This window comes from Microbacterium nymphoidis, assembly GCF_021044885.1.
GTDB classification, from domain to species: Bacteria; Actinomycetota; Actinomycetes; order Actinomycetales; family Microbacteriaceae; genus Microbacterium; species Microbacterium nymphoidis.
Genome location: NZ_JAJNOD010000001.1, coordinates 1663817 through 1690049, shown reverse-complemented (window position 1 = coordinate 1690049; position 26233 = coordinate 1663817). Strand labels below are relative to the sequence as shown.

The 26233-nt window shown below is 69.9% G+C and carries 23 protein-coding genes; 8 read left to right on the top strand and 15 right to left on the bottom strand.

The features are described from left to right. Positions 1-49: 49 nt before the first annotated feature. The 3 genes from LQ566_RS07835 (at position 50) to LQ566_RS07825 (ending at position 2619) form a co-directional block, all read left to right on the top strand. Positions 50-541, top strand: a complete 492-nt coding sequence (locus tag LQ566_RS07835) for a DUF1877 family protein (RefSeq protein ID WP_231091052.1) — start codon at positions 50-52, stop codon at positions 539-541. A gap of 22 nt (positions 542-563) precedes the next feature. Next, on the top strand, positions 564-863 hold the full coding sequence (locus LQ566_RS07830; protein ID WP_231091051.1) for a chorismate mutase: 300 nt from the start codon (positions 564-566) through the stop codon (positions 861-863). A 241-nt stretch (positions 864-1104) separates the two neighbouring features. Continuing rightward, positions 1105-2619: a glycosyltransferase family 39 protein gene (locus LQ566_RS07825; protein WP_231091050.1), complete on the top strand. Its 1515-nt coding sequence runs from the start codon at positions 1105-1107 to the stop codon at positions 2617-2619. A 583-nt stretch (positions 2620-3202) separates the two neighbouring features. Here the strand turns inward: LQ566_RS07825 and LQ566_RS07820 are convergent. The 6 genes from LQ566_RS07820 to LQ566_RS07795 form a co-directional block, all read right to left on the bottom strand. Then, a complete protein-coding gene (locus LQ566_RS07820) occupies positions 3203-4531 on the bottom strand; it encodes an acyltransferase family protein (protein ID WP_231091049.1) in 1329 nt (442 codons plus the stop codon). Positions 4532-4685: 154 nt separating this feature from the next. Next, positions 4686-5357 carry a response regulator gene (locus LQ566_RS07815; RefSeq protein WP_231091048.1) on the bottom strand — a complete coding sequence of 224 codons (672 nt, stop codon included), beginning with the start codon at positions 5355-5357 and terminating at the stop codon, positions 4686-4688. Positions 5358-5453: 96 nt separating this feature from the next. After that, positions 5454-6683 carry a sensor histidine kinase gene (locus LQ566_RS07810; protein ID WP_231091047.1) on the bottom strand — a complete coding sequence of 410 codons (1230 nt, stop codon included), beginning with the start codon at positions 6681-6683 and terminating at the stop codon, positions 5454-5456. 54 nt (positions 6684-6737) lie between these two features. Then, positions 6738-7352 (bottom strand): rhomboid family intramembrane serine protease, encoded by a 615-nt coding sequence (locus LQ566_RS07805; protein WP_231091046.1) that lies wholly within the window; start codon positions 7350-7352, stop codon positions 6738-6740. Positions 7353-7397: 45 nt separating this feature from the next. Continuing rightward, a complete protein-coding gene (locus LQ566_RS07800; RefSeq protein WP_231091045.1) occupies positions 7398-8624 on the bottom strand; it encodes an MFS transporter in 1227 nt (408 codons plus the stop codon). A gap of 272 nt (positions 8625-8896) precedes the next feature. Next, positions 8897-10105 (bottom strand): glutamyl-tRNA reductase, encoded by a 1209-nt coding sequence (locus LQ566_RS07795; protein ID WP_269143020.1) that lies wholly within the window; start codon positions 10103-10105, stop codon positions 8897-8899. 102 nt (positions 10106-10207) lie between these two features. Between LQ566_RS07795 and hemE the strand changes: the two genes are divergently transcribed. From hemE to hemL, 5 genes are read left to right on the top strand one after another with little or no spacing between them, the layout of a single operon-like run. Beyond that, complete coding sequence (hemE, locus tag LQ566_RS07790) at positions 10208-11305, top strand: uroporphyrinogen decarboxylase (protein WP_231091043.1); 1098 nt, start codon at positions 10208-10210, stop codon at positions 11303-11305. Then, positions 11295-12794 carry a protoporphyrinogen/coproporphyrinogen oxidase gene (locus LQ566_RS07785; RefSeq protein WP_231091042.1) on the top strand — a complete coding sequence of 500 codons (1500 nt, stop codon included), beginning with the start codon at positions 11295-11297 and terminating at the stop codon, positions 12792-12794. The genes hemE and LQ566_RS07785 overlap by 11 nt, the downstream gene beginning before the upstream one ends. Next, positions 12791-13789: a hydroxymethylbilane synthase gene (hemC, locus tag LQ566_RS07780; protein WP_231091041.1), complete on the top strand. Its 999-nt coding sequence runs from the start codon at positions 12791-12793 to the stop codon at positions 13787-13789. Before LQ566_RS07785 ends, hemC begins: the two co-directional genes overlap by 4 nt. Before the next feature lie 44 nt (positions 13790-13833). Beyond that, on the top strand, positions 13834-14805 hold the full coding sequence (hemB, locus tag LQ566_RS07775; protein WP_231091040.1) for a porphobilinogen synthase: 972 nt from the start codon (positions 13834-13836) through the stop codon (positions 14803-14805). Further along, positions 14802-16121, top strand: coding sequence for a glutamate-1-semialdehyde 2,1-aminomutase (gene hemL, locus LQ566_RS07770; RefSeq protein WP_231091039.1), 1320 nt, complete (start codon positions 14802-14804; stop codon positions 16119-16121). The genes hemB and hemL overlap by 4 nt, the downstream gene beginning before the upstream one ends. Positions 16122-16149: 28 nt before the next feature. Here the strand turns inward: hemL and LQ566_RS07765 are convergent, their stop codons facing one another. The 9 genes from LQ566_RS07765 to LQ566_RS07725 all read right to left on the bottom strand — a co-directional run bounded on the left by LQ566_RS07765 (position 16150) and on the right by LQ566_RS07725 (position 26233). After that, positions 16150-17046: a dihydrodipicolinate synthase family protein gene (locus LQ566_RS07765; protein ID WP_231091038.1), complete on the bottom strand. Its 897-nt coding sequence runs from the start codon at positions 17044-17046 to the stop codon at positions 16150-16152. 16 nt (positions 17047-17062) lie between these two features. Continuing rightward, positions 17063-17764, bottom strand: a complete 702-nt coding sequence (locus tag LQ566_RS07760; RefSeq protein ID WP_231091037.1) for a FadR/GntR family transcriptional regulator — start codon at positions 17762-17764, stop codon at positions 17063-17065. Between the two features lie 150 nt (positions 17765-17914). Then, a complete protein-coding gene (locus LQ566_RS07755; protein ID WP_231091036.1) occupies positions 17915-18463 on the bottom strand; it encodes an OsmC family protein in 549 nt (182 codons plus the stop codon). Positions 18464-18523: 60 nt separating this feature from the next. Next, a complete protein-coding gene (locus LQ566_RS07750; protein WP_231091035.1) occupies positions 18524-19531 on the bottom strand; it encodes an ROK family protein in 1008 nt (335 codons plus the stop codon). 10 nt (positions 19532-19541) lie between these two features. Continuing rightward, positions 19542-21047 carry an argininosuccinate lyase gene (gene argH / locus LQ566_RS07745; RefSeq protein WP_231091034.1) on the bottom strand — a complete coding sequence of 502 codons (1506 nt, stop codon included), beginning with the start codon at positions 21045-21047 and terminating at the stop codon, positions 19542-19544. 31 nt (positions 21048-21078) lie between these two features. Next, complete coding sequence (locus LQ566_RS07740; protein WP_231091033.1) at positions 21079-22821, bottom strand: ABC transporter permease; 1743 nt, start codon at positions 22819-22821, stop codon at positions 21079-21081. Next, a complete protein-coding gene (locus LQ566_RS07735; protein ID WP_231091032.1) occupies positions 22821-23906 on the bottom strand; it encodes an ABC transporter ATP-binding protein in 1086 nt (361 codons plus the stop codon). The genes LQ566_RS07740 and LQ566_RS07735 overlap by 1 nt, the downstream gene beginning before the upstream one ends. Positions 23907-23909: 3 nt before the next feature. After that, positions 23910-25040 carry an extracellular solute-binding protein gene (locus LQ566_RS07730; protein WP_231091031.1) on the bottom strand — a complete coding sequence of 377 codons (1131 nt, stop codon included), beginning with the start codon at positions 25038-25040 and terminating at the stop codon, positions 23910-23912. A 68-nt stretch (positions 25041-25108) separates the two neighbouring features. Then, positions 25109-26233 (bottom strand): ROK family transcriptional regulator, encoded by a 1125-nt coding sequence (locus tag LQ566_RS07725; RefSeq protein WP_231091030.1) that lies wholly within the window; start codon positions 26231-26233, stop codon positions 25109-25111.

Sequence of the window (26233 nt, the reverse complement as noted above, 5' to 3'; positions counted from 1 at the left end):
GCGCGTTTTCGCTTCTGTTCGCGCATCCCGGCGGGGTAGCGTCGGGGGCATGCAGCTCGGAATGCACTTCGCCCTGACCGATGCCCTCGCTGAGCGCCTGCAGGCCGCCGCGGGGGACGACGAGGCGCTGCGCGCCTTCATCGCGGAGGTCGAGGAGGCGGGGGTGCCGTCGTGCGGGACGGACAAGGCGTGGGATCCGATCTCCTGCGCGCTGGCTCCGGCGTCGGCTCCGGATCGTGACCCCGAGGAGTGGCCCGCGTACGGGGTGATCCTCGGCGACGAGGATCTGCAGGAGGACTCCGACGAGCTGCTGGTGACGTACCTGTCGGCCGAGCACGTGCCGGAGGTGGCCGCGTGGCTCGACACCCTCGACGAGGAGACGTTCGCTGCCGCCTACGCCGTGATGCCCGAGGAGCTGCGCAACCCGGAGTACGGCGATGAGGAGCGCGACTACGCGTGGGGGCACCTCGACGAACTGCACGCGTTCCTGACCGAGGCCGCGCGCGCCGGATCGCACGTGGTGTTCCACGTCGAGCACTGAGCGACCGCTTTATGCTGGGGGCATGAGCCAGATCGAGGATCCCACCGCCACGCTGCTGCGGCTGCGGGCGACCATCGACAACATCGATGCCGCGCTGATCTTCATGCTGGCCGAGCGCTTCCGTGCTACCCAGCAGGTCGGGGTGCTGAAGGCCACGCACGAGATGCCCGCTTCGGACCCGGCGCGGGAGGAGCAGCAGGTCGCTCGCCTGCGGGAGCTGGCCGAAGCCGCACATCTGGACCCCGAGTTCGCGGAGAAGTGGTTCAACTTCGTCGTGGCCGAAGTCATTCGCCACCACACCGAGGCCGGCGCTCCGAGCTGACGGCCGTCACGGCGTGATCGCGCCGTCGTGGTGCGGTCGGGGCCGCCGTTGCCGCGCGTCTGACACCCCTGCGTCGCGAAACGAGGGCATCGTCGCGAAAACAGGACGGATCCTCGTCGCGACTCCTCTTTTCGCGACGCCATCCTCGTTTCGAGACTTGGTTGACGCTCGGGGGAGGACTCTCAGGCATTCATAGCCGCTCGCCGTCCCGGTTCGGAGGGGCCGGGCGTACCCTGACCGCGTGCAGGGCAGGACGAGGTCATCGGAGGGCGCGGCGCGGGTTCCCAGCGCCCGGGTGGTGCTCGCCGCGGGGCTGGTGGCGCTGATCGCCACGACGGTGAACGCCCTCGGAGCGTGGATTCCGTCGCTCTGGGGCGACGAAGCGGCCACGCAGCTCTCCGCCACCCGGCCGTTGCCCTGTCTGATGGCGATGCTCGGCAACATCGACATCGTTCATGCCGTGAATTACATAACGATGCACTTCTGGATCCTGATGGCGGGGAGCAGTCCGTTCGCTCTCCGCTTCCCCTCTGCGGTGGCCATTGGCCTGTGCGCGGGAGTGGTCGTGTGGATCGGTGCGCGGTTGAGGTCCCTGCCCTTCGGGGTGCTCGCGGGCGCCCTGACTGCGGCTCTGCCGCGCCTCACGCACGCGGCCGTCGAGGCGCGTGCCTACGCCTTCGACGCGCTCTTTGCCACGGTGCTGATGGCGATCATCGTGGAGGTGCTGCGGCGTCGGCGGCCCTCCGTCTGGTGGTGGGTGGCGTACGGCGCCATGCTCGCCATCGCGACGGTCACGTTCCTCTATGTCGGGCTTCTGGCGCTCGCGATCGGGGTCGTGCTGTGGTGGCGCGGCGTGGATCGACGCACCTGGGCAGGGTGGGCACTGTCCTCCATTGCGGGGCTTCTGCTCGCGTCCCCCGTGGCGTGGATCGCGTTGCATCAGCGCGGGCAGATCGCCTTCCTGGCGACCGCCGGCCACACCAATCCGCACGCCATCCTCGTGGAGATGTGGTTCGTGGTGGATGCATATGCGTGGATCGCCTGGGCGCTCATCGCCATTGCCGTGGTGGGGTGGGTGCGGTCGCGTCCCCGGCGAGGGTCTCCGATCGACCCGGTGAGCATCGCGCTGCCATGGGCGGTGCTCCCGCTGGCGCTGGTGCTCGCCAGCGATGCGGTGCACCACGATTACACGCCTCGCTACCTCACCTTCGCGGGGCCTGCGGTAGCGCTGCTGCTGGCATCGGGTATCGCGGAACTGGCGCGTCTTCGTGTTGGCCGCGTCCCGGTGGCTGCGCTGTGCGTCACGGTGCTGGTCCTCTGCGTCACGGTGCCCGTGTGGTCGGGGCAACGAGGGCCGTGGTCCAAACGCGGCTCGGACTGGAACGACGTCGCCGCCCTGGTCAGTGCGCAGTCGCAGCCCGGAGACGCGATCGTCTTCGATGAGAGTGTGGATCCGTCGTGGCGCCCGCGGCTGGCTCTCGACACCGACCCGGCTGCGTTCGCGCAGCTGCGTGACGTGCAACTCGTCACCCCGTATGCCCAGAGCCCCACCTGGCACGCGCAGACCCGCTCGACCGCGGAGGCGCTCGCGGCAGGTGCGCTCGAGGGCGTGTCACGCGTGTGGGTGGTCGAGGCCGTCGTCGACGGCGTGGTGGGCACCGACGAGACCTCGGATCTGCGTGCGGCGGGATACGAGATCGTCGAGCACCAGAGGATCAACGTCTCCGATGTCTCCCTCTGGGTGCGCGTCGGCTGATCTCTCCCAGTCATCCACAGGATGTGAGTTATCCACATGGGGATATGTGGATAACTCCGGTGGCCGTACGAGTGCCTCGGAAAAGCGCGCGGAACTACGCCCGTGTAATTCCATCCCCAGGTGTGGACAGTCCTGTGGAGAAGTGGATCATTCGCCGAAACGACGCGGAACGGCGCGGCATGATTCTGCTCCTCGCGGGTTAACGCGGCTGTTAACGACGGATGTCCGGTTCGCGGCGAATCCGCGGCCCGGCCCGGGGTGCCGTGCCGGAGTAGCGGCGTATGGCTGCGGAGGTTGGGGCGTCCGGTTAACCGCGGGAGCGCTGTTGTGTCATCGGCGGAGTTAACCGGGCGACGGCAGCGTCCCCGTGGCCCGCTCGCCGGCGGTGCTCACCCGGCGCGGTTAACCGGCTCGCCGTGTCATTCCGTGGTTAACGCACCGGCAGCACCATTCTCATGGTCTCTCCACTGGTGATGTTCGCCCGGCGGCGTAACCGGCTTGGCGCGGTTCCTCGCGCGGTTAACGCACCGGCGGCGTCCGCGTTCCCGCGATCATGTCACCGGTGGCGTTCGGCCCCGCGTGGTTAACCAGCCGATCGGGCCGCGCGGCTCGCCAGACCGACCGCGATCGGAGCCAGCGCCGCGGCGATCACCCACGCGGATGGGGCGGAACCGGCGAGCAGCGCCAGCACCACGGCGGCAGCCGCGATCACGGTGGCAGCAGCCGCCCAAGGGGCGCGCACGCCGGTGGCCGGAGAGGGGCGTCGCGCTTCCCGTCGTCCCACCAGCGCCACGAGCGCAGCGACGGCGATCACGACGCCGGCCAGCCACAGCGGACGCGTCGCCCACCAGTCGGTGCTCAGCGGTGCGGGAAGGTCCATCGGCAGGAGGAGGAGCGAGCCGGCGAGTGCGACCACCACCAGCATGTGCCAGGAGTAGATGGTCATTGCGCGGGCGTTGACCCAGGTGATGACGGCTGATGCGCGTCCGTCGGCCACGCGGCGCAGGGCGGTGCGCAGGAGCAGGAAGAGCGACAGCTGGGCGATGCCGAGCAGGACCAGCGCGCCCATCGGCGGATTCAGCGCGGACAGCAGATCGGCGGGGTAGAAGCCGGTGAGCATCGTGATCGCGAGCGTGAGCACCGCTCCGGCGCCGACCATCGCGACGCGTGACGGCCGCACGCGATCGAAGCGCTGATCGGCCAGGGAGAAGCCGATCTGCTGCATCAGGAGCCACACGAAGGCCATGTTGACGAGGCCGATCGCCGCAGCGCCGGTGGCGACGCGCACGATGTCGACGGTCACGGCGCCGGCGGCGAGCACGGCGAGGGTGAGGAGGCGATGGCGCTCATGCAGGCGGACCATCGCGGGAACCAGTGCGCTGCAGCCGAGGTAGACCGCCAGGAACCAGAAGGGCTGCCCGATGCGGAATCCGGCCACCGACACCACCTCGGCGGGAACACCGGAGATGACGAGGGCCGCCAGGAAGACCGCGATCGCGGTGATGGCGCCTCCGGCGGGAATGAGGAGCCGCCGGACCCGCGCCGCGACATAGTCCGACGCCGTCGTCCCCCGCTCTCGCAGCCGGGTCCACTGAGTGAAGCTCGCGAACCCGCCCAGGACGAAGAACAGCGGCATGATCTGGACCACCCAGGTGAGGGCGGGGAATCCGGCCCAGTGCTCCATCGCGTTCTCCAGGAGCGGGGCTCCGGTCTCGTCGCGGCCGACGCCCACCATGAACGCGTGCAGCAGCACCACGATGCCGAGCAGGACCGCCCGCACGGCATCGACCGAGCCGTCACGAGATGACGCCGGACGAAGCGCTCCGATCGCTGCCGCCGTGCTCGCGCGAGGTGAGACGGGGCGCGCCACCGAGACGGACGGGGAAGCGATGAAGGGGGAGACGAGTGCCATGCAGACACTGTCTGATCCGGGTGTCCGCCAGCGCGTCCCGCCCCGGTCTCGATCGGCCCCCTACCGGGGTATGACGTTGACCCCGTTCATAGCGCGCAAATTGCTGCTATTCGGCTGGAATACGGCCCTTTTGCGCGCTATGAAGCGGCTTTGCTCAGTCGGCGGGAGCGACGAGCCCCGCGTCGTAGGCGAGGATCACGGCCTGCACCCGATCCCGCAGATGCAGCTTGCTGAAGATCCGGCTGACGTGCGTCTTCACGGTCTGCTCGGCGAGGAACAGCTGTGCGGCGATCTCCCCGTTGGACAGGCCCTGACCCACGAGGATCAGGATCTCGTGCTCGCGTTCGGTGAGGTCGTTGAGGCGCAGGGTGTGCCGGTTCACAGCCGGGCGCGTGGCGGCGAATCTCTCGAGAAGGCGCTTGGTGATGCGCGGTGCGAGCAGCGCATCGCCCGCCGCCACGATCCGCACCGCCTGGACCAGCTCGTCGGGAAGGGCATCCTTCAGCAGGAAGCCGCTGGCACCGGCCCCGAGCGCGTCGTGGACGTACTCGTCGGCGTCGAAGGTGGTAAGGATGAGGATCGCGGGAGCGGTGCGACCATCGCGCTCGGCCGCGGCGAGAATCTGTCGCGTCGCCTCGATGCCGTCCATCGTGGGCATACGCACGTCCATCAGCACCACGTCCGGGCGTAGCGACCGCGCCTGCGCGGTGCCATCTGCCCCATCGCCCGCTTGACCCACCACGTCGATCCCGCTCTGGGCCTGCAGGATGGCGGCGAAGCCGGCGCGCACCATCGCCTGGTCGTCCACGATCAGCACACTCGTCATCGGCTTCCCTTCGTCCGAGTCCATTCTGATTTCATCGCGCGCAAAAGGACCCCAAACCCGCGCCGAAGGAGCCAAGTGCGCGCAATGAAACGGGGATCACGCCCGCGGGAACGTGACACGCACGCGGAAACCGCCGGCGGCGTCCGCGACGGGAGACGCGGACACGGTGCCGCCGAGCGCGAAGACGCGCTCGCGCATGCCGCGCAGCCCCTGGCCGGCGCCGTCCGAGCGAGCGGCAGCGGGGTGCTCCGGGGCGTCATTGGTGATGGTCACGATCCGATCACCGGGCTCGTCCTGCCAGTCGATCCGTGTGGCGGCTCCCGGCGCATGGCGGGCGGCGTTGCTCAGCGCCTCCTGAACCACGCGATAGACGGTGAGCCCGAACACCGGATCCGACTGCTCGGCCTCGCTCAGCTCCCAGCGTCCGCTCTCGGTGACGGGGGCGAGATCACGGGCGCGGCCGATGAGGGCGCTCAGATCGGCGAAACCCGGCTGTGGGGCGCGCTGCACGCTCGACTCCTCGTCGCGGAGCAGTCCGAGGATCGTGCGCATCTCGGCCATGGAGGTGCGGGCTGTCGCGGCGAGATCGTCGAATTCCGCTGCGGCCTCGTCCGACAACCCCGTGAGCCGATAGCGCGCGGACGCGGCGCGGATCTGGATGGCCGACATGCCGTGTGCCACCACATCGTGCAGCTCCCGGGCGATGCGCGCCTTGTCCTCCACCGCTTCGCGTCGGGCGTGCTCGGCGGCGGTCATCGCCTGCTGCCGGGTGAGCTCGGCGCGGATGAGGGTCCAGTTGCGGAGCATGACGCCCACGCCCACCCCCAGCAGCGACACCGATGCGAACACCACGAGATCGGCTACGACGGTGCCCACGGCCACCCGCTGGCCGTACTCGCTCGCCGTCATCAGGGCGATGAAGTTCGTCAGCGCCCACCCGCTCGCAGCCACCCACCAGCGCGCTCGCATCCCGACGATGATCCAGGTGAAGGTCAGCGCGATCATCGTGGGAACCGCCACCGGCCACGGCGCTGCGGTCTCCGGCGAGGCGAGCGCGGTCAGCGAGGCTGCGGCGAGCACAGCAGCGGCGGTCGCCCAGTGCGGGGCGATGAGAGCACCCGGGATCGCGGCGGCGAGCATCGTGGCGAAGATCACGATGGCCCCGGCGGGCGTGCGGTACTCCGTCGCGCCCAGCGTTGCGGTGACGGCGAGAAGGGAGATCGCGGCGGCTGCGGCGAGGATCCAGATGATCAGCGCCCGCCGTCCCGGAAGGACGCGGTCGGTCATCACGCCCCAGCGGCGGAGGGAAGCAGCGGTGTCGTTCATGCTGCTCCCACGCTAGGCGCCGGGCGGGCGGCGCGCATCACCCCGTGGTAGGGGTCACCGACGCGCCGTGGCGGCGCTGCTCTCACGGGCTCGGCGACCCAGCAGCACGGCGGCGATCACGCCGCCGACGGCACCGAACAGGTGTCCCTGCCAGGAGATCCCCTGCTGTCCCGGGAACACGCCCCACAGCACCCCGCCGTACGCGCCGAGCACGAGGACGCCCACCACGATCTGCAGGGCGCTGCGGGCGAAGACGCCTCGCAGCACGAGGAAGGTGATCCATCCGAAGATCAGCGAGGAAGCACCGATGTGAACGCTGTTCGGCTGGGCGATGAGCCACGTCCCGACACCCGCCACGACCCAGATGATCGCGGTGGCCTCCGCCCACAGAGCGAGGCCGGAGAGGGCGATGACGAAGGTCAGCACCAGGGCGGGGCCGGAGTTCGCGAGCAGATGCTGCCACCCGCCGTGCAGGAGCGGCGCCCACAGGATGCCCCACAGCCCATCGATCTCGCGCGGCTGGATGCCGTAGTAGTCGAGGCGGTTGCCGAGGACGGTGTCGACGATCTCGACCGCCCAGAGCAGGGCGACGAATCCGGCGCTGGCGATCGCCGCAGTGGCGATGCGCCCGCGGGCGGATGCCGTTCGGGCGGGGGTGAGCTCGCTCATGCTGCCAGCGTAGGGCGTGGACCTTCGCGTGACCCAGACGCGGGATCACGATGCAGCGGGGTGGCCGGTGGGGTCGCTGCGCAGAGCGGCTGTGGCGATGACCATCGCGGCCACCACCAGAACGCTCACCGCGAGGATCACACCCCACCAGTTCCCGTCGTGGAAGGCCAGACCGACCAGCCAGCCGAACAGGCTGGATCCGCCGTAGTAGGCGAGGTTGTAGAGGCTCGACGCCTGGGCCCGTCCCGTGCGCACCAGGGCGGGCACCCAGCTGGAGGCCGTGGCATGTGCCGCGAAGAAGCCGGCGGTGAACAGCAGCAGACCCGCGATCACCGCGACCAGGGCGGGGATCGCTGTGAGCAGGAGCCCACCCAGCATCACGCCGGCCGCGCCGAGCAGCACCGTGAAGCGACCCCGCCGCAGCGCGATGCGCCCGGACTGCGCGGACGACCACGTGCCGGAGAGATACGCCAGGAACAGGAGCGACGACACCGCCACGGGGAGGAAGAACGGCGGCAGCTGCAGCCGGAATCCGAGGTAGTTGTACACCGCGACGAAGCCGCCCATCAGGAGCCCGCCCTGGCAGAACAGGGCAACCAGGCGTCGGTCGCGCAGGCATGCGAGGAGCTTTCGCCCCAGGGGCACATCGCGCTGCGAACCGCGGACCACGGGGACGAATCCGCGCGGCGTCGGCGCGGTCACGAAGAAGACGGCTGCGGCAACGGCCGCCAGCAACGACACCACGAGCATGCCGATCCGCCACGTGAAGACCTCACTCAGCGGCCCGGACACCAGCCGGCCGCACAGCCCGCCCAGCGACGTCCCCGAGATGTACGTCCCACCGGCGACGGCGGACGCGAGTGGTGACACCTCTTCGGCGAGGTAGGCGAGTGCCACCGCCGGAATCCCGCCGAGGGCCAGTCCTTCCGCGAAGCGCAGCGCGAGCAGCGCCTCGAACGTCGCCGAGAACGGCACCAGGACGCCCAGCACCACCGCCGCGACGATGGAGACGCGCATGGTGGTGCGCCGACCACGCCGATCCGCCAGCAGCGACCACGGGATCACGGCGATCGCCAGTCCGAGCGTGGCGAAGGACACCGACAGGGCGGCATCGGCCGAGGAGACCCGCTGGTCTTCCGCCAGTTCGGGCAGCACGCCCTGCACCGAGTAGAGCTGTGAGAACGTCGCGACCCCGGCGGCGAAGAGAGCGAGGATCATCCGGCGGTACCCGCGGCTGCCGCGCTCGTGACCGGTCCAGATCGGGCCCGTCATCCCAGGCTCCGCACCACAGACCACATGGGATCAGGCTAATGCGCGCTCAGTCGCGGTCGTGCACGTTGTCTTCGCTGCCCGCCTGGTCGTCGCCGCCCGCATGGTGGTCTCACAGCAGGTCGATGTGTCACACGACGGGACGACTTTGTGAGACCAGCGGTGTCGGCGGTCTGACTCATTGTGGCGATCTCGTCGAGGATCCGCAGAGCCTGAGACCAGGGCGAAGCCGGGCGGGCTGCACTGGCACCGCAGCCCACCACGCAACCACGGAATCACGGGGAGTCGGGGGAGAAGAGGGCGGTGACGGCGGCGGCGGCTTCACCGGCGGCCCCGGCGCGGGCGAGCTGACGTAGGCGCACGGTCGGGCGGTGCATCAGGCGGCCGAACGCGTGCCGAAGCGCCGCCTCGATCTCATCTGCGCTGTCTGCGCTGCGACCGCGCAGGCGAGCGATCTCGTCCTCCATGACTTCGGTGACGAAGGCTCGCATGTCGCGCAGCGCGGGAACGACGTCACGCTCCGCGCGAAGCGCGGCGAACTCCGCCGCAGCGGTACGCACGATGTCTCGGGCCTCCAGCTCGGCGCCCAGTTCCGGAATCGGCGCGTGCAACGCGATGGTCTCCAGATCCAGGAGCTCGATGCCTGCCTCCTCGCCGACGTCGGGCGAGATGTTGCGTGGCAGTCCCATGTCGATCAGCACCCGCGGGCGGGTGGTGCCGCCGAGGTGCTCGCGGGTGAGGACCGGTTCGCTGGTACTGCTGCAGGCCACGACGACGTCTGCGCGGCTGAGCTCTGCGGCCAGATCTCCGGCGGGAATTGGGCGGAGATCGTGGCTGGCAGCGAAGACCTCTGCCCTGCCGGACGGTGAGAAGACGCCGATGTCGTCCACGCCGCGCACCCGCAGGGCGGCCAGGCTCGCGCCGGCATAGGCGCCGGTGCCGATGAGCACGACGCGCGCCGTGCTCCAGTCGGTCACCCGGGTGTCGACGAGGGTGAGGGCGAGCTGCACCAGGGAACGCCCGCGGGTCTGCAGTCCCGTGCGGTTCTTGACCTCTTTCGATACGGCCATCGCGTGCTGGAAGAGCTGCTCCAGATCGGTGCTGGTGCGCCCGGCGGTGCGAGCGCTCTCCCAGGCCCGTCGCACCTGACCGGCGATCTCCCCCTCGCCGACCGCTGCGGACTCCAGGCCGCTCGACACCGCGAACAGGTGCTCCGCGGCCGCGTCGCCGTGATGGACGGCGAAGGTGTCGGCGAGCTCGGCCGGGGTGAGCTGCGCGGCGCGCGCCACGGCTTCGAGCGCGGGACCCGGTCCGTGATCCGGGGCGTCGACGTAGGCCTCGAACCGATTGCACGTGGAAAGCACCACCACGCCGCGCGCGGTGTTCTCGCTCAGGGCGGCCGTCACCGTCTCCGCGCGGCGCTCGATGCGTTCGAGCATGTCGAGATCGGCGGTTCGATGATCAACGGAAAGGCAGAGCAGCATGATCTTCTCGAGAGAGTCGTGAGTGTGAAGGGGAGGCATCGGGGCGAGGCTGGACGCCACGTGGATGGAACCCGCAGATGTGTAAGTTAGCATCTTCATCTGATGAACACTCTCCAGGCTTCCCACCCGCTCGTCGACGGCCGCACTGCCGATGCCCCGCTCGTGCGCGCCCTCCGCGGCGATCGCCCCGACCGGCTTCCGGTGTGGTTCATGCGTCAGGCTGGGCGTTCCCTGCCGGAGTACCGCAGCATCCGGGCCGATCACCGCATGCTCGACGCGTGCGTGACGCCCGAGCTTGCGAGCGAGATCACCCTGCAGCCGGTGCGCCGTCATGGCGTCGACGCCGCCGTGTTCTTCAGCGACATCGTGGTGCCGCTCTGGCTGGCGGGTGTCGACGTGGACCTCGTCGCCGGACGCGGTCCGGTGTTCGAGAACCCGATCCGTACCGCGGCGGACGTGGCCCGTGCCCGTGCGGAGTTCACCCCCGAACGGCTGCGCGAAGCGCTGGAGCCGGTGCGCGAGGCGGTGCGCCTCACGGTCGCCGAACTGGGCACCACCCCGCTGATCGGCTTCGCGGGCGCGCCGTTCACGCTTGCCGCCTACCTGGTGGAGGGCGGCCCGTCGCGCGACCACCTGCGGGCGCGGACGCTCATGCACGCCGATCCGGACACCTGGCGCGAGCTGCTGGAGTGGGCCGCCGACCTGTCCGGCACCTTCCTGCAGGCTCAGGTGGAGGCCGGAGCCAGTGCGGTTCAGCTCTTCGACTCCTGGGCGGGATCGCTGAGCGCCGCCGACTATCGCGCCCATGTGGCTCCCGCCTCGCGACGCACGCTCGATGCGGTGCGGGACGTGCGTGTCGCAGCCGACTCCGCCGAGCGCGTGCCCACCATCCACTTCGCCGTGGGATCCGGGCACCTGCTGGAGGAGCTCGCCCAAATCGCCCCGAGCGCGCTGGGCGTGGACTGGCGAACGCCACTGGACGACGCCAGCCGCCGGCTCGGTGATGCGTTCCCGCTGCAGGGGAACCTCGACCCCGCCTACCTGGGCGCGCCGGCAGCGGTGCGCGAGGCTCACCTCGACGACGTCATCCGCCGCGGTGAGCGCGCCCCGGCTCACGTGCTGAACCTGGGTCATGGCGTCCCGCCGGAGACCGACCCGGACGTCCTCACCCGCATCGTGGAACGGGCACATGCTCACTGACGCCGCGCAGCGGTCGACGGCATCGGGTGCTCCTCTCGAGGGACACGATGCGGTCGCCGTGATCGGCGGCGGCATCGCCGGGCTGGTCGCCGCGCGCGATCTGGCTCGCTCGGGTGCCCGGGTGGTGCTGCTGGAAGCCGAGGACGACCTCGGCGGACGGGTGCGGGGGGAGAGCATCGACGATGTCGCTCTCGACATCGGGGCAGAGTCGTTCGCGACCCGCGGCGGTGCCGTCGCGGCCCTCCTGGCCGAGCTGGGGATGTCGGAGGACATCGTGAACCCTGCGCACCTGGGCTCGTGGGTCGTCACCGCCGACGCGATGCGTGCCGTTCCGCTTCCGCCTGCGGGCACCATCGGCATCCCGGCGACGCCGTTGTCGTGGGCCACGCTCCGCGCGCTGGGCGTGCTCGGGGCGTGCCGCGCCGCCGTGGAGCCGCTGCTTCCGCCGTCGGTCGGCCGCACGGGCGCGCTCGACGAGGTGATCCGCGCGCGACTCGGAGTTCGCGTGCTCGACCGGCTGGTTCGGCCCGTGGTGCTGGGCATCCACTCGACCGATCCCGCTGAGATGACGCTCCGATCCGTCCCCGGGCTTGCCGAGGCCTACAAGCGCCGCGGATCGCTCATCCTCGCCGCGCGCGATCTTCGAGCCAGCCGCACTGCCGCCGGAGGTGCGGTCGCAGGCCTTCGCGGCGGGATGGCGAGCCTGGTGACGCGGTTGCGCGACGAGCTGGATCAGCTCGGTGTGACGGTCCGCACCAGCACTCGCGTCGTGGCACTCCATCGCGACGATACCCCGGCTCCTGCGGCATCGGGTCCTGCGGTACCGGAAGGCAAGCGCACTCCGGGCCTCTGGCGGATCAGCACCGCCGACACGGCACAGCTGCACGCTGATGCCGTCGTGCTCGCCGTGCCGGAGCACATCGCGGCCCGTCTCCTCGGTCATCCTGAGGTCACACCCGCAGAGGTGGAGGTCGTCGCGCTCCTGGTCGAGGACCCGCGACTGGACACCGCGACCCGCGGCACCGGAGCGCTGGTCGCCGAAGTCGCCGACGCACCCGTGATCACCGCGAAGGCGCTGACGCACGTCACCGTGAAATGGCCGCAGCGCGGCGCCGAGCGAGCGGCGGGACGACATGTGCTCCGGCTCTCCTACGGTCGCCTCGGACGAGCGCCCGAGACGCGCGAGCTGGACGACCGGGCCGCCACCGCGCGTGCTCTCATCGACGCCTCTCGCATCCTGGGCCTGGAGCTGTCGCCGTCGGCGGTCCGCGGGATGCGCCGCCGGGTGTGGACGAACTCCACGATCTCGCGCGCGGAGACGCCCGGCCCGCTGCCGCCCGGCATCACTCTCGCGGGAGACTGGGTCAGCGGCACCGGACTGGCCTCCGTGATCCCCGGTGCGCGTCGCGCCGCGGCCGACACCCTCGGAGCACTTCACCGGAGCGTCTCCGGTTCCACCCCGACCGGAGAGGTACATCCGCAGAGATGAATGACACCACGCCCACGGTGAGCGTCCACCGATCGGAGGCGCCGCTTCCCGCGCGTCCGGGGCTGCTCCGGATCGGTACCCGGGGCAGCGCGCTCGCGGTCGCGCAGACCACCACGGTGGCCGAGGCGATCGCGGCCGCCACCGGCCTGGATGTCGTCCTCGTGCTGGTGACCACGCACGGCGACACCTCGCGCGCCCCCCTCTCGCAGCTCGGCGGCACCGGTGTCTTCGTCAGTGCGCTGCGGGATGCTCTCATCGACGGGGAGTGCGACATCGCGGTCCACTCGCTGAAAGATCTGCCCACCGGTGCGTGCGAGGGGATCGTGATCGGCGCGATCCCGGAGCGTGCGGACGCGCGCGATGCCCTGTGCGCGCGGGGCGGTCTGACGCTGGCGGATCTCCCCGCCGGAGCCCGGGTCGGCACCGGATCGCCCCGCCGCGCCGCCCAGCTGCTCGCCCGCCGTCCGGATCTGGACGTGCAGGACTTGCGCGGCAACGTCGACACCCGGCTCGCCCGTGTCGACGCCGACCTCGACGCCGTGGTGCTCGCCTGCGCCGGACTGGATCGCCTCGGCCGTTCGTCGGTGATCACGGAGCGCTTCTCGCTGGAAGACGCACCCACCGCTCCCGGTCAGGGGGCGCTGGCCATCGAGGTGCGCGCGGCCGACGTGGCCGTGGAGCCGTACGCCACCGCCCTCGCCGCCATCGACGACAGCGCGACTCGCGCGTGCGCGCTCGCCGAGCGTGCGCTGCTCGCCGCGCTGGAGGCGGGTTGCGCTGCGCCCGTCGGCGCACACGCGTCGATCGCCGATGGACGACTCACCCTCAGCGGGCACGTCTACGCACTCGATGGCGGCTCGCGCCTCACCGGGACCGCGGCGCATGACTGGCACCCGGGCGACTCCGCCGCGGCGGAGGAGCTGGGTCGTGTGGTGGCAGCCGACCTGCTCGCCCGGGGTGCGGCGGAACTCGCACCGCTGGGTGCTGCGCGATGACGCCCGCAGGCGTCTCATCGATCAGAGGACAAGAAGGAAATCGCATGACCCCCACCATCCGTCCGCGCCGGCTGCGCACGACCCCGGCGATGCGCCGGCTGGTCGCGGAGACCCGGCTGAACCCGGCGGAGCTGATCCTGCCGGTCTTCGTCCGCGAGGGCATCGACCAGGCGCAGCCGATCGGCTCCATGCCGGGAGTGCAGCAGCACACCATCGACTCGCTCCGGCGTGCCACCGCCGAGGCGGCGGAGGCGGGCATCGGCGGCATCATGCTGTTCGGCGTGCCGGCGGTTCGCGATGCGCACGGGAGCGCCGCGGATGACCCGGATGGCATCCTCAACGTGGCCACGCGTGCCGTGGTGGCGGAAGCGGGCGATGCGCTGGTGGTGCAGACGGATCTGTGCCTGGACGAGTTCACCGATCACGGGCACTGCGGCGTGCTGGACGGTGCCGGTGCCGTGGACAACGACGCCACCCTGGAGCGCTATCGCTCGATGGCTCTCGCCCAGGCGGAGGCGGGCTCTGCCCTTCTCGGGCTGTCCGGCATGATGGACGGCCAGGTGGCATCGGTACGGGAGGCGCTGGATGCGGCGGGCCATCAGGACACCGCGATCCTTGCTTACTCGGCCAAGTACGCATCGGCGTTCTACGGTCCGTTCCGCGAAGCGGTGGACTCGCAGCTCACCGGAGACCGGCGTGCCTACCAGCAGGACCCGGCCAATCGTCGCGAGGGGCTGCGCGAAGCCGAGCTCGACATCGCCGAGGGCGCCGACATCGTCATGGTGAAGCCGGCGATGAGCTACCTGGACGTGCTCTCCGACGTGGCCGCCGTCAGCCCGGTCCCGGTGTGGGCCTACCAGGTCTCCGGCGAGGCCGCGATGATCGAGGCCGCCGCCGCGAACGGCTGGATCGATCGTCGTCGGGTGATCGAGGAGTCGGTGCTCGGGATCCGCCGCGCGGGAGCTGATGCCGTGCTGACCTACTTCGCCGTGGAGCTTGCGGGGTGGCTGCGATGAGCATGGACACCACACGCAGTGCCGCCCTGGCCGCTCGTGCGTCACGTGTGATCCCGGGCGGGGTCAACTCCCCGGTGCGCGCCTACGGCTCCGTCGGCGGGACGCCGCGATTCCTGGTCTCCGGGAGCGGGGCCTACGTCACGGACGTGGACGGCAACGAGTACGTCGATCTGGTGGCGTCGTGGGGGCCGGCTCTGCTCGGGCACGCGCACCCCGCGGTGGTCGACGCCGTGCAGCAGGCCGCCGGTCGCGGACTCGGCTTCGGAGCGTCGGTTCCGCAGGAGGCGGAGCTGGCCGAGGAGATCATCGCGCGGATGCCCGACATCGAACGGCTCCGGCTGGTCTCGACCGGCACGGAAGCCACGATGACCGCCATCCGCCTCGCTCGCGGCGCGACGAACCGTCCGCTCATCGTGAAGTTCGCCGGCCACTACCACGGCCATTCGGACGGACTGCTGGCCGAAGCCGGTTCGGGACTCGCCACCCTGGCGATGCCGGGTTCCGCCGGTGTGACCGCGGAGACGGCGGGTCAGACGCTGGTGCTGCCGTACAACGATCTCGCGGCGCTCGAGGCGGCCTTCGCCCAGCACGGCGAGCGGATCGCCGCGGTGATCACCGAATCCGCGGCCGCGAACATGGGCGTGGTCCCTCCGATGCCCGGATTCACCGGCGCGCTGATCGAGCTCGCTCACCGCAACGGTGCCCTGGTGATCGTCGACGAGGTGCTCACCGGCTTCCGCGCCAGCCGCTCGGGGTACTGGGGCATCGAGAAGGAGCAGGTGCCCGCCGGGGTGGCCCCGGATCTGTTCACCTTCGGGAAGGTGGTGGGCGGCGGTCTTCCGCTCGCCGCACTCGGTGGTCGCGCCGAGATCATGGACCTGCTGGCACCGCTCGGTCCGGTGTACCAGGCGGGCACGCTCTCCGGCAATCCGCTGGCGGTGGCCGCCGGTCTCACCACGCTGCGTCACGCCGATGACGACGCCTATCGTGCCCTCGCCCGCGCGGCCGACGCCGTCGCCTCTGAGGTATCGGCCGCTCTGACCGCCTCCGGTGTGCCCTTCCACCTGCAGCGCGCGGGAACCCTGTTCAGCGTCGTCTTCGGTGAGTTCGCTGAGGCACCCCGCGACTACGCCACCGTGCAGCGGCAGAACGTGGCGCAGCATCGAGCGTTCTTCCACGCGATGCTGGAGGCCGGGGTCAATCTGCCGCCCAGCGCCTTCGAAGCATGGTTCGTCACGGCGGCTCACGACGATGCGGCTTTGGAGCGGATCGCCGCGGCACTCCCCGGCGCGGCCCGCGCCGCCGCGGAGGTCTGACGCCCGCGCTTCCGTCCGCCCGCGCCGTTCAGGTGCTCTGGAGCACGATGCGGCGCAGGACGGGATCGTCGGCGACGCGCTGAACGAGGGCCTCGCTCTCCGCGGCGGACAGCGAGGGCAGCGGGGCACGGCTGGATCCCATCTCGATGCCGCGCAGCTGGAGCATCTGGCGCAGGAAGGCCAGGAAGTTGTAGTCGTTCATCGCGTGGATGAAGTGGTTGGCCTCGGCCTGATGCGTGCGGGCACCGGCCAGGTCGGCGTCGTGGAACGCGCGCCACAGTGCGAGATAGACGCCCGGGATCGCGTTGTACGTCGAACCGATCCCGCCGTCGGCGCCCAGCGCGAGTCCGCCGAGAAGCACTTCGTCGGAGCCGTTGTAGACGAGGAACCCGGCCGGCGTGGAGCGCCGGATCTCCGCCAGCTGGTACAGATCCGTTGCGGTGTACTTGACGCCCTGGATCACGCCGTCCGCGGCGAGGTCGAGGAACCAGGAGGTCGGCAGCTGCACCCCAGACCGGCCCGGGATGTGGTACGCGATCAGCGGCGCGTTCGTGGCGTCCGCGAGGGCGCGGAAGTAGTCCGCATGGGATCGCTGATCCAGCGCGTAGTAGATCGGCGTCACCGCGGAGACCGCGTCGACACCGAGGCCGTCGGCGAAGCGCGCGAGGCTGAGCGTGGTCGGTGTGTCGAGCGCGCCGACGTGCGCGATCAGCGGGATGCGACCTGCGACGTGCTCCGCCGTCGCCTCCAGCGCGGTCATCCGCTCGTGCGGGCTCTGCAGGAGGGATTCGCCCGTGGAACCGGACACGAAGAGCCCGTGGACGCCGTCCGCGATGAGCCGGTCCACGAGCGTGTCGCTGCGTCGGCGATCGAATGCTCCGTCCGCGTCGTAGGCGGTGAGCAGAGCGGGGATGATTCCGCGCATGTGTTCGTCCTTTCCGTCAGCTGTCGATCGTCGTTGCGCCGCGCGGGAGGGCGGAGAGGGAGCCGACGTTGTGCTGGATGTCGGCGAAGTGGTCGACGACCGCGGCGCGCATGGCCGCGGTATCGCCCGAGCGGATGGCGTCGACGATCGCCGCATGATCCTCGGCGGTGTGATGGACGTGGAGTGAGCGGACGTCCGCCGTCGCCCGGTCGAAGATCGTCCAGAAGATGTCGATCATCTGCAGCACCAGCGGGTTGCCGAGGCAGCGGAACACCCCCTGGTGGAATGCGCGATCGATCGTGGCCGGCACCACGCCGTCCACGGCCTCGCTGCGCATCCGCTGGACGAGCACGTCGAGCTCGTCCAGGTCCTGGGCGCTGAGCCGCGCCGCCGCCTGCTCGATCAGTCCCTCTTCGAGCGCGCGGCGCACCTGCAGTACATCGCGCAGCGGAGCATCGTCGGTCAGGAGGCGGTAGGGGAGCTGATCCAGGATCGGGTCGAAGCTGAACTCGCTGACGAAGAGCCCCGTGCCGTGGCGCACCTCGACGAGACCAAGGCTCTGCAAGGCGCGGACACCCTCGCGCACCGAGGTCTTCCCCATGTCGAGCAGGGCGGACAGCTCGCCTTCGGAGGGGAGGGCGTCGCCGGGCCCGAGCCGGTGATCGACGATGTACTGCCGGATGGCCCGCTGTGCTTGCTGTGACAGTGGCTCGCGCATATCCCATCCAATTCCTGCTGCTCCTGACACCTTTATATCCCAGATATCAGATATCTGCTAACCATTCCTACCGAAACGCAAACACGTCCGAGATGCCCCGGATGCAGGGTCTCTCGGACGTGTTTGATATCTCGCGGTGTGGGGCGAGGACTACCCCGAGACGAGAGTCAGAGACTGGGGTTCGCGCAGCGCCTTCACCACGGGGCAGGTCGCCTCGGCCTCGGCGATGAACGCTCGTCGTTCCTCCGCCGACAGCGTGGGGGCGTCCAGCTCCACGTGGATGCGGATGTCGTGGGGCTGGGTGGGGCGGTCGCTGCTCACGCCGAAGAACCCCGCGTCGTTGTTGTTCGCCTGCACGCGGACCTCGACGCGATTCAGCGGCAGGTCCCGCATCGCCGCGAGGCAGAGGAACGTGTGCGTGAGGCAGGTGCTGATCACCCCGAGCAGGTACTCGGGCGAGGACGGACCGAGGTTCCAGCCGCCGATGTCGGCACCGCCGTCGCCGAGGAAGGAGAACTCCCGGATGGCGAGTTTGCGGACGCCGGTGTGGTCGTCCGCGACGCATCGCGCCTCGATGACCTCGTCCCAGTCCTCTTGTGCGGGCCGGGCGACGGCGGCGGCGCGCATCGCGTGTCCCTTCTGCACGAGGTGGGTGGCGAGGGAGCGCTCTGCGGCGAGTTCGGCGGTCGGTTCGGTCATGTCATCTCCTGGATGGTGGCGATCCGGCCCCGCCGTTGGAGTGGCCAGGGCCGGATCGGATCAGTCGTGATGTGCGAGAGCGTCGCGGGCGAGGATGCAGGCGCCGATCAGCGCCGCGCGGGCGCCGAACGCCGACACCACGACCTCGGGCGGGTACGGCAGGGCCGATGCGAGCCGCCCGTGCAGCGGATCGATCAGCGCCCGGCCGGCGCGCACCATGCCGCCGCCGAGCGTGACGCGCTCCGGGTCGATGGTCAGCGTGGCGGTGACGAGGTGGCGTGCCAGCTCGTCCACGGCGTCGAGCCAGAAGCGTGTGGCGCTCTCGTGCCCGCTGGTGGAGGCGGCCACCAGGGAGGGGACGTCGGCGATTCCCAGACCCGATGCCGTCACCCGTCGCAGCAGTCCGCCGCCTCCGGCGTACTCCTCGAGCGGGGCGCCGCCGCCGGACCAGTCCGGCAGGGGACCCACCACGCCGTAGCCGATCTCGCCGGCTGCGCCGTGTGCGCCGCGCAGCACGGCACCGCCGAGCACCGGCGCGATCGCGATGCCCGTGCCCAGATTCACATAGAGTCCGGGGTCTGCATCCACCAGCGTGCCCTGGCGGGCCTCCGCGAGGGCAGCCGCCTTCACATCGTTCTCCACCACGATCCGCTCGGCGCCGAGCCCGTCGCGCAGCCGGTCCGACAGCGACAGGTCACCCCACCCCACCACGTTGGGGGCGAGATCGACGCGGTCATCGAGGACGATGCCGGGCGTGGAGACGCCGACGGCGTCCACCCCGCCCGCCGCGTCGACGAGGGCGCGCGCGATGTCGAAGGTGCGCCCGAGCACGCTGTCGGCCGATTCGCCCGCGCCGATCTCCAGCCGGACATCGGCGGAGGGCGTGCGGTGCGCAGCGTCGGGATCGGGAACGACCCGTCCGTCCGGACCTGTCAGCGCGGTGCTGAGCAGGCCCAGCGGAATCGGCGTGACCGAGCCGGGTTCGCGCTCGATGCGCAGCTCCACCTTGGTGCCACCGAAGTCGATCCCGAGGACGGTACCCGCCGCCTCCGGCACGGATGCAGTCACGATGTCGCCGTCAGCCGCGCAGCGCCGCGGTCTCATCGCGCAGGCGCTGGTCGACGCTCGCGAGGTGAGAGCGGACATCGTCCAGCCAGCCGCGGAACTCGGTGGCGACCTCGGCGCGCTCGGCCGCCATGCGGGCGACCTCGCTCGGCGCGGCACCGCCCGTGGAGGTGCGCACCGCGACGAAGTTGTCGGCGTTGAGCGCGCGCGCCATGTCTGCCGGCGTCAGCGCCACGTCGTGCCCAACCACCTCGCGAGCGATGGCGTGCACGCGCTCGGGGTCGATGGTGCGCACGTCGGTGATGCCGGCCGCGTCCGCCTCACGGACGACACGCGACACGATGGTGTGCGCCTGCGTGAACGTCAGGCCGCCGTCGCGGACGAGGGTGTCGGCGAGCTCGGTCGCGTTGGCGAACGATGCCAGTGCACGCTCACGCATCACGTCGGTGTTGACCTGGATGGTGCCGAGCACGCCGGTGAGCAGCTGCAGGACGTTCGTGAGGATGTCCACCGCGCGCCAGATGTGCGGCTGCAGGTCGTCCTCCGTGTCGACGATGTCGCCGTACGGCGTGTTGTGCATCATCGTGAGCACGGTCGCCGCGCTCGCCGAGGCCGCGGACAGCAGCGAGCGGGAGTGCTCGATGGACACCGGGTTGCGCTTCTGCGGCATGATCGAGGAGATCTGCACGTAGGGGGCGGCCACGCGGTAGAGACCGAACTCGGCGGTGCACCAGTTCAGGAAGTCGACGCAGCTGCGGCCGGTGTCCACCGCCATGAGCTGCAGCGTGATCGCGGAGTGTGCGATGTAGTCGGTGGCGGCCACGGCGTCATAGGAGTTCTCCACGAGGCCGCGGAAGCCGAGCAGCTCGGCCATGTGCTCGCGGTTGATCGGGAAGCCGGTGCCGGTGAGGGCCGCGCCGCCCATGGGGGAGTAGTCCAGCGAGGCGTACGCCTGCTGCACGCGACGGATGTCGCGCCCGAGCACGTCGGCGATGGCGAGGAAGCGATGGCCCAGGATCGAGGGCTGCGCGGGCTGGGTGTGGGTGTGCTCGAGGTTGAGCGTGTCCGCATGCTCGGCCCCCAGACGCACGAGCGTCTCATAGAGCTCGCCGGCGGCCTCCAGCACGCGCACCAGCTGGTGGCGCATGACCATGCGGTACAGCGTCATGCCCATGTCGTTGCGGCTTCGAGCGGTGTGCAGGCTACCGGTGACGTCGCCGCCGATCTCCATCATGCGGTGTTCCACCGTGAAGAACAGGTCCTCGTACTCGCCGGTGTACTCACTGGCGGCCAGGGCGTCCAGGTCGAGCTCGTCGAGGGAGCGGGCGATGGTGGCCGCATCCGTGTCGTTGAGGATGCCCGCGGTGTGGAGCATGAGGAGATGGGCGCGGTGGATCTGCATCATCGACGGCAGCAGCATGCGCTTGGCCTCGTCGTAGGCGGGGCGCAGCACAGCGGTGGTGTAGCTCGCGCCGGGGAAGACGTCGCCGTCGCGCTGGACGATCTCGTCGCGGTTCATTTCGTTGTTTCCTTCGGTACTTCTGATCGGTTCAGAGGGCGGCAGGTGCGCCGTTTCGCGCACCCATGCGGTTGGTGACGGCCAGCACGATCAGCACCAGGAAGACCTGGATCATGCCGTAGACCGAGCCGATGCCGATGTTGCCCTGGTAGTTCTCGTTGTTGACGGCGATCGACAGGGGCACCCAGTCGGGGGTGTAGATCAGCACGCTGGCGACGAACTCGCCGACGCCGTCGACGAAGGCGAGCAGCGCGCCGGCCATGATGCCGCGGGAGATCAGCGGGAGCACGACCCGGCGGAAGGAGTACCACCAGGTGGCTCCGAGGCTACGGGCGGCATCTTCGAGGTTCGGGTCGAGCTGGCTGAGGGAGGCGAACGTCGAGCGGAAGATGAGCGGATTGAACCGCACGAAGTACGCCAGCGGCAGGATCGCGAAAGTCCCGACCAGCACGTTGCCGAACGCGAACGGCGAGGGGCTGGAGAACGCGGTGATGAGGTTGATCGCCACCACCGTCCCCGGCAGCGCCCACGGCAGCATCACCGCGATGTCCAGGGCCAGCTTGCCGCGGAACTTCATGCGGCTCATCACGTACGCCGCGCCCGCGCCCAGGAGGATCGCACCGCCGACGGCGATCACGCTCATCAGCAGCGAGTTGGTCACCGGGCGCCAGAAGTCGAAGCCGGTGAACATACGCGCCCACCACTCGAGCGTCCATCCGGTGGGCAGCACGCTCATCAGCCAGCCGCCCTTCGCGGTGACGGAGAGCACGGCGATCATGATGATCGGCAGCACCAGGAAGACGGTGACCGGGATGGAGATCACCAGCAGCACGACCTTCGCCGGTGTGCTGGTGAGTGTCGACCGCTTGCGACCGCCGCCCTTCGACTGCGTCCGGTACACCTTTCGCTGCTCGTAGGAGCGGATGATGGCGAGGAATGCGATCGAGATGATGGCCAGGGTGGTCGAGATGATCGAGGCCAGGCGCATGTCGCCGTTGGTCTTGGCTATGACGATCTGCTGTGTCATCACGTCGGTGTACTGGAACAGCAGAGGCGCCGTATAGGAGCTCATCGCCGACATGAACGTGATGAGGGACCCTGCCACCAGGGCGGGGGTCAGCATCGGCAGGATCACGCGCATCCAGATGCGTGCCTTGCCTGCGCCCATCGATGCTGCAGCCTCCTCCAGCGAGGCGTCCGCGTTGACCAGGGCGGCCGAGACGGTGAGGTAGAAGTACGGGTACATCGTCATGGCGTGCACGATGAGCACACCCGCCATGCCCTGCAACCAGAACATCTTCTGATCCAGCCCGAACCACTCCTGCATGGCGAACGGAATGCGACCGCCCACGCCGAACAGGAGCTTGAACGACCACACGCCCATGAGCGGCGGGAGGGCGATGGGCAGCATCGCCAGCACCTGCAGGATGCGCCGGCCCGGGAACTCCCACCGGGTGAGGAGGATGGCCACGGCGGTGCCGAGCACCCCGGCGCAGATCACCGAGAGCACGGAGACCAGGATGGATCCGCCGATGGCCGAGGTCTGCGCCGGATTGGCGAAGAAATCGCCCCAGGCCTTGAAAGAGAACCCGAGGACGGCCGCCTTGTCCTGGGAGACGCTGCGCCGCGCCGTGGCGATCATCGGGCCGATGACGTAGCCGAACAGGACGATGAGCAGGACGGCGAGCGTCAGCACGGTGGACCAGCGGCGGCGGATCCACGAGGGCCGCTTGCTGGGGCCGGTGACGCGTTGCGCGTGGGTGAGGGAGGCCATCAGTCCTCCGCAGGGACGGTGTAGACGGCGTCGACCGGCAGCACCACACGCATCGTGTCGCCGCGCTCGGGGCGGCGGTGAGAACCGGTGAGATCCACCTTGATGCGCCCGAGGGCGCTGTCCAGCTCACAGGAGAGGGAGTAGCCGATGAAGTCGACGTCGGCCACCGTGCCGCTGACCACGTTGGCGGTCTCGCCGTCCTGCGCCACGCGCACCGACTCCGCGCGCACGGTGGTCACCACGCGGCCGCCGGGGGTGAAGTCGACGCCCGGGGCGGCGTTGACGGTGCGCGCCTCCAGGGTGGAGCCGTTGTTCAGCACCAGGGTCGCCGTGCCGTCCGCGACGGTTGCCACGGTGGCCGTCATCAGGTTGTTGCGACCGAGGAAGCCGGCGACGAACGCCGTGGTCGGGCGGGAGTACACCTGGTCCGGGGTACCCACCTGGTGCACCACCGCGGTGTTCATCACCGCGATGCGCGTGGACATCGCCAGGGCTTCCGCCTGATCGTGCGTGACGTACACCGAGGTGATGCCCGTCTCCGCGTGCAGGTCGCGCAGCGCCCCACGCATCTCCAGGCGCAGTTTCGCGTCCAGGTTCGACATCGGCTCGTCCAGCAGCAACAGCTGCGGACGGAAGACCAGCGCTCGGGCGAGCGCAACACGCTGCTGCTGCCCGCCCGAGAGCTCGTCGACACGGGCATCGCGCTGCGCCGTGAGGCCCACCTGGGCCAGCACGTCGCCGATGCGCCGATCGGCCTCGGCACCCCGCACGCCGCGCACGTCCAGCCCGAAGCCCACGTTCTTGGCGACGGACATGTGCGGGAACAGCGCGTAGTTCTGGAACACCAGACCCACGTCCCGCTTGTTCGCCGGGGCGAACGTCACATCGCGCTCATCGAAGTGGATCGTGCCCTCGTCCGGCTCCTCGAACCCGGCGATCATGCGCAGGGTGGTCGACTTGCCGCAGCCGGAGGGGCCGAGCAGCGTGAAGAACTCGCCGTCCTCGATCACGAGATCGAGGCCGTTGACGACGGTGCCCGAACGGGCGAATGACTTGTGCAGATTGTGCAGGGTGACCGAGACCATGGATCAGCTGTTGCCCTTGCCCTTGATGTTGTCAGCCCAGTACGTCATCCACTCGTCCTGGTGCTCGGCGAACACCTTCCAGTCGATCTTCGCCTCGTTGATGTTGAAGCCGTCGGCCTTCATCCAATCGGGCTGCTGATCGGTCGGGATGTCCATCGCCGGGATCTGGTAGTAGTCGGTGGCGAGCTTGGCCTGCATGGTCGGATCCATCAGGAAGTCCATGAAGTCCTTCGCCGCGGCCTCCTGCTTGTCGTTCTTGATGATGCCGACACCGTCGACCAGCACCGGAGCGCCCGAGGAGGGCATGATGTAGCCCCACGGCCGGTTGTTCTTCAGCGGCTGGATGAGCGCGTCCTGCATGTTCCACACCGTGACCTGACCCGTGCCCTGGTCCAGCTGCGTGTACATGTCGTCCGGGTTGGCCGCGTACGAGACGGTGTTGGCGTCGATCTGCTTCAGCAGCTCGTAACCGGCGTCGGGCGAGCCGTCCTTGGCGAACGACGAGTAGACGATCGATGCGTAGATGGTGCGCATCGTGCCGGAGGCCATGACGTCGCGGATGACGATCTTGTCCTTCCACTCCGGCTTGCCGAGGTCGGCCCAGTCCTGCGGGGCGGTGTCCTTGGTGAGCAGGTTGGAGTTGTAGATGATCACCTCCGGCAGCAGCATCTCGGCGATCCACTGGTGGTTCGGATCCTTGTACTTGTCGGGCACGGCGGAGTCCGACTTCGGCGTGTACGACGCGAGGAGACCCTCGGCCGCGGCCTGCTCGAACTGCTGCTGGGTGCCTCCCCAGAGGAATCCGGCCTGGGGGTTCCCTGCCTCGGCGCGCATGCGGTCGAGGTTGTCCTGGGCGCCCGCGATGACGGTCTGGACCTTGCCCGCGTATGCGGGGAACTCCTTCTCGAACTCGCTGACGACCCAGGCGACCTCGTCCTTGTCACGACCGGTGAGGATCGTGAGGCCATCGGAGGGAGCCGTGGTGCCCTCGGGAGCGGCGCTGCTGGCGCCGGCCTCCGGAGTGCCGGTGTTCTCGGCGGGAGCGACGTCGCCGGCGCATCCGGCGAGGGTGAGGCCTGCTGCGGCGGTGAACGCCACGCCTGCGATCAGGCGAGGCAGTCGGTTGAGTGCCATGTGACTTCCTTGTCTTTCGATGTCTGTTGTCGGGTTGGGGACGGTGAAGCTGGGGGAGCGGGGTCGTTTCATAGGCCTCCCGCGAGCACGTTGCGCCAGCACCGATCGCGTGCCGCATCCAGCACGGCGGCGGGGCCGTGCTGGGCGAACATCACCTCGGGCCGGAAGGGCAGGTGCGATCCGAGGGAGGCGGCGATCTCCGCTCGCTCGGACTCCCGGAAGGAGCGGGCGTGGCCGCCGAGGAGCACGGCTGCCGGGTCGAGGATCGCGGTCATCAGCGTGACCGCATGAGCGAACGCCGCGATGATGTCGCGGCGTACGGCGATGGCGAACTCGTCTCCGGCATCGGCCAGATCGAGCAGTGCCGGGATCACGGGACCGGTGATGTGGTGGCCGGCCGCATCCAGGCGGGCCGCGATCGCCATGGTCGACACGTTGTCCTCGAAGTCCGACAGCTCGGCGCCGCCGAGTCCGAGGGGGATGAGCCCGATCTCTCCCGCACCGCCGTGGGATCCGCGAACCAGCCGGTCGCCTGCGACGAGGCCGGCGCCGATTCCTCGTGCGCCGAGATAGAGGTACACCGCGTTGCGACGGATGGGATCGGGCAGCGTCTGGCGCTCGGCCGTCACCATGAGGTTCACGTCGTTGTCGATCGTGACCGGCACGCGGAAGCGCTCCGCGAGCATCGCACGCAGCGGCACGGTGCCGCTCCAGCCGAGGTCCGGCGCTTCGCTCACGTCGCCGGTGTCGGCATCGACCACACCGGGAACGGCCACGCCGATACCCATCAGCGAGGGAGTGCGAGCGGTCACGGCGCCGATGAGGTCCACGAGTGCCTCAGGGCTGGGCGGTGCGCTGCCGTCGGGGGAGGCCAGTTCGCGCAGCGGCTTTCGATGCAGATCGCTGCTGCGGATCTGCACGCCATCGGCGGTGCAGGAGACGGCGATGAGAGCCCCGTAGCCGCGGGAGAGTTCCAGCTGCATCGGCGGGCGCCCGACACTCGGCGTCTGCACGCCCAGCTCGCGGACCAGGCCGTCATCGAGCAGGCCGCGCACCACGCGGGTGATGAGCGCGCCGCTCACGCCGAAGCGCTCCACCAGCTGCGAGCGGCTCATGCGCCCGTCATGGAGCGCGCCGACCACCGCCGCGCGCTGGGCACGGCGGTCGGCGACGGCAAGGGTGGGCCGGGGCAT

Coding starts and splice junctions, on each gene's coding strand:
- LQ566_RS07760 (WP_231091037.1), bottom strand. CDS start 17,764: ATGCGCGAGCCACTGTCACAGCAAGCACAGCGGGCCATCCGGCAGTAC.
- hemL (WP_231091039.1), top strand. CDS start 14,802: ATGAGCATGGACACCACACGCAGTGCCGCCCTGGCCGCTCGTGCGTCA.
- LQ566_RS07820 (WP_231091049.1), bottom strand. CDS start 4,531: ATGGCACTCGTCTCCCCCTTCATCGCTTCCCCGTCCGTCTCGGTGGCG.
- LQ566_RS07805 (WP_231091046.1), bottom strand. CDS start 7,352: ATGAGCGAGCTCACCCCCGCCCGAACGGCATCCGCCCGCGGGCGCATC.
- LQ566_RS07800 (WP_231091045.1), bottom strand. CDS start 8,624: ATGACGGGCCCGATCTGGACCGGTCACGAGCGCGGCAGCCGCGGGTAC.
- LQ566_RS07735 (WP_231091032.1), bottom strand. CDS start 23,906: ATGGTCTCGGTCACCCTGCACAATCTGCACAAGTCATTCGCCCGTTCG.
- LQ566_RS07740 (WP_231091033.1), bottom strand. CDS start 22,821: ATGGCCTCCCTCACCCACGCGCAACGCGTCACCGGCCCCAGCAAGCGG.
- hemB (WP_231091040.1), top strand. CDS start 13,834: ATGACCCCCACCATCCGTCCGCGCCGGCTGCGCACGACCCCGGCGATG.
- LQ566_RS07765 (WP_231091038.1), bottom strand. CDS start 17,046: ATGCGCGGAATCATCCCCGCTCTGCTCACCGCCTACGACGCGGACGGA.
- LQ566_RS07730 (WP_231091031.1), bottom strand. CDS start 25,040: ATGGCACTCAACCGACTGCCTCGCCTGATCGCAGGCGTGGCGTTCACC.
- LQ566_RS07815 (WP_231091048.1), bottom strand. CDS start 5,357: ATGACGAGTGTGCTGATCGTGGACGACCAGGCGATGGTGCGCGCCGGC.
- LQ566_RS07830 (WP_231091051.1), top strand. CDS start 564: ATGAGCCAGATCGAGGATCCCACCGCCACGCTGCTGCGGCTGCGGGCG.
- hemC (WP_231091041.1), top strand. CDS start 12,791: ATGAATGACACCACGCCCACGGTGAGCGTCCACCGATCGGAGGCGCCG.
- LQ566_RS07725 (WP_231091030.1), bottom strand. CDS start 26,233: ATGCCCCGGCCCACCCTTGCCGTCGCCGACCGCCGTGCCCAGCGCGCG.
- LQ566_RS07835 (WP_231091052.1), top strand. CDS start 50: ATGCAGCTCGGAATGCACTTCGCCCTGACCGATGCCCTCGCTGAGCGC.
- LQ566_RS07785 (WP_231091042.1), top strand. CDS start 11,295: ATGCTCACTGACGCCGCGCAGCGGTCGACGGCATCGGGTGCTCCTCTC.
- LQ566_RS07810 (WP_231091047.1), bottom strand. CDS start 6,683: ATGAACGACACCGCTGCTTCCCTCCGCCGCTGGGGCGTGATGACCGAC.
- LQ566_RS07795 (WP_269143020.1), bottom strand. CDS start 10,105: ATGCTGCTCTGCCTTTCCGTTGATCATCGAACCGCCGATCTCGACATG.
- hemE (WP_231091043.1), top strand. CDS start 10,208: ATGAACACTCTCCAGGCTTCCCACCCGCTCGTCGACGGCCGCACTGCC.
- argH (WP_231091034.1), bottom strand. CDS start 21,047: ATGAACCGCGACGAGATCGTCCAGCGCGACGGCGACGTCTTCCCCGGC.
- LQ566_RS07755 (WP_231091036.1), bottom strand. CDS start 18,463: ATGACCGAACCGACCGCCGAACTCGCCGCAGAGCGCTCCCTCGCCACC.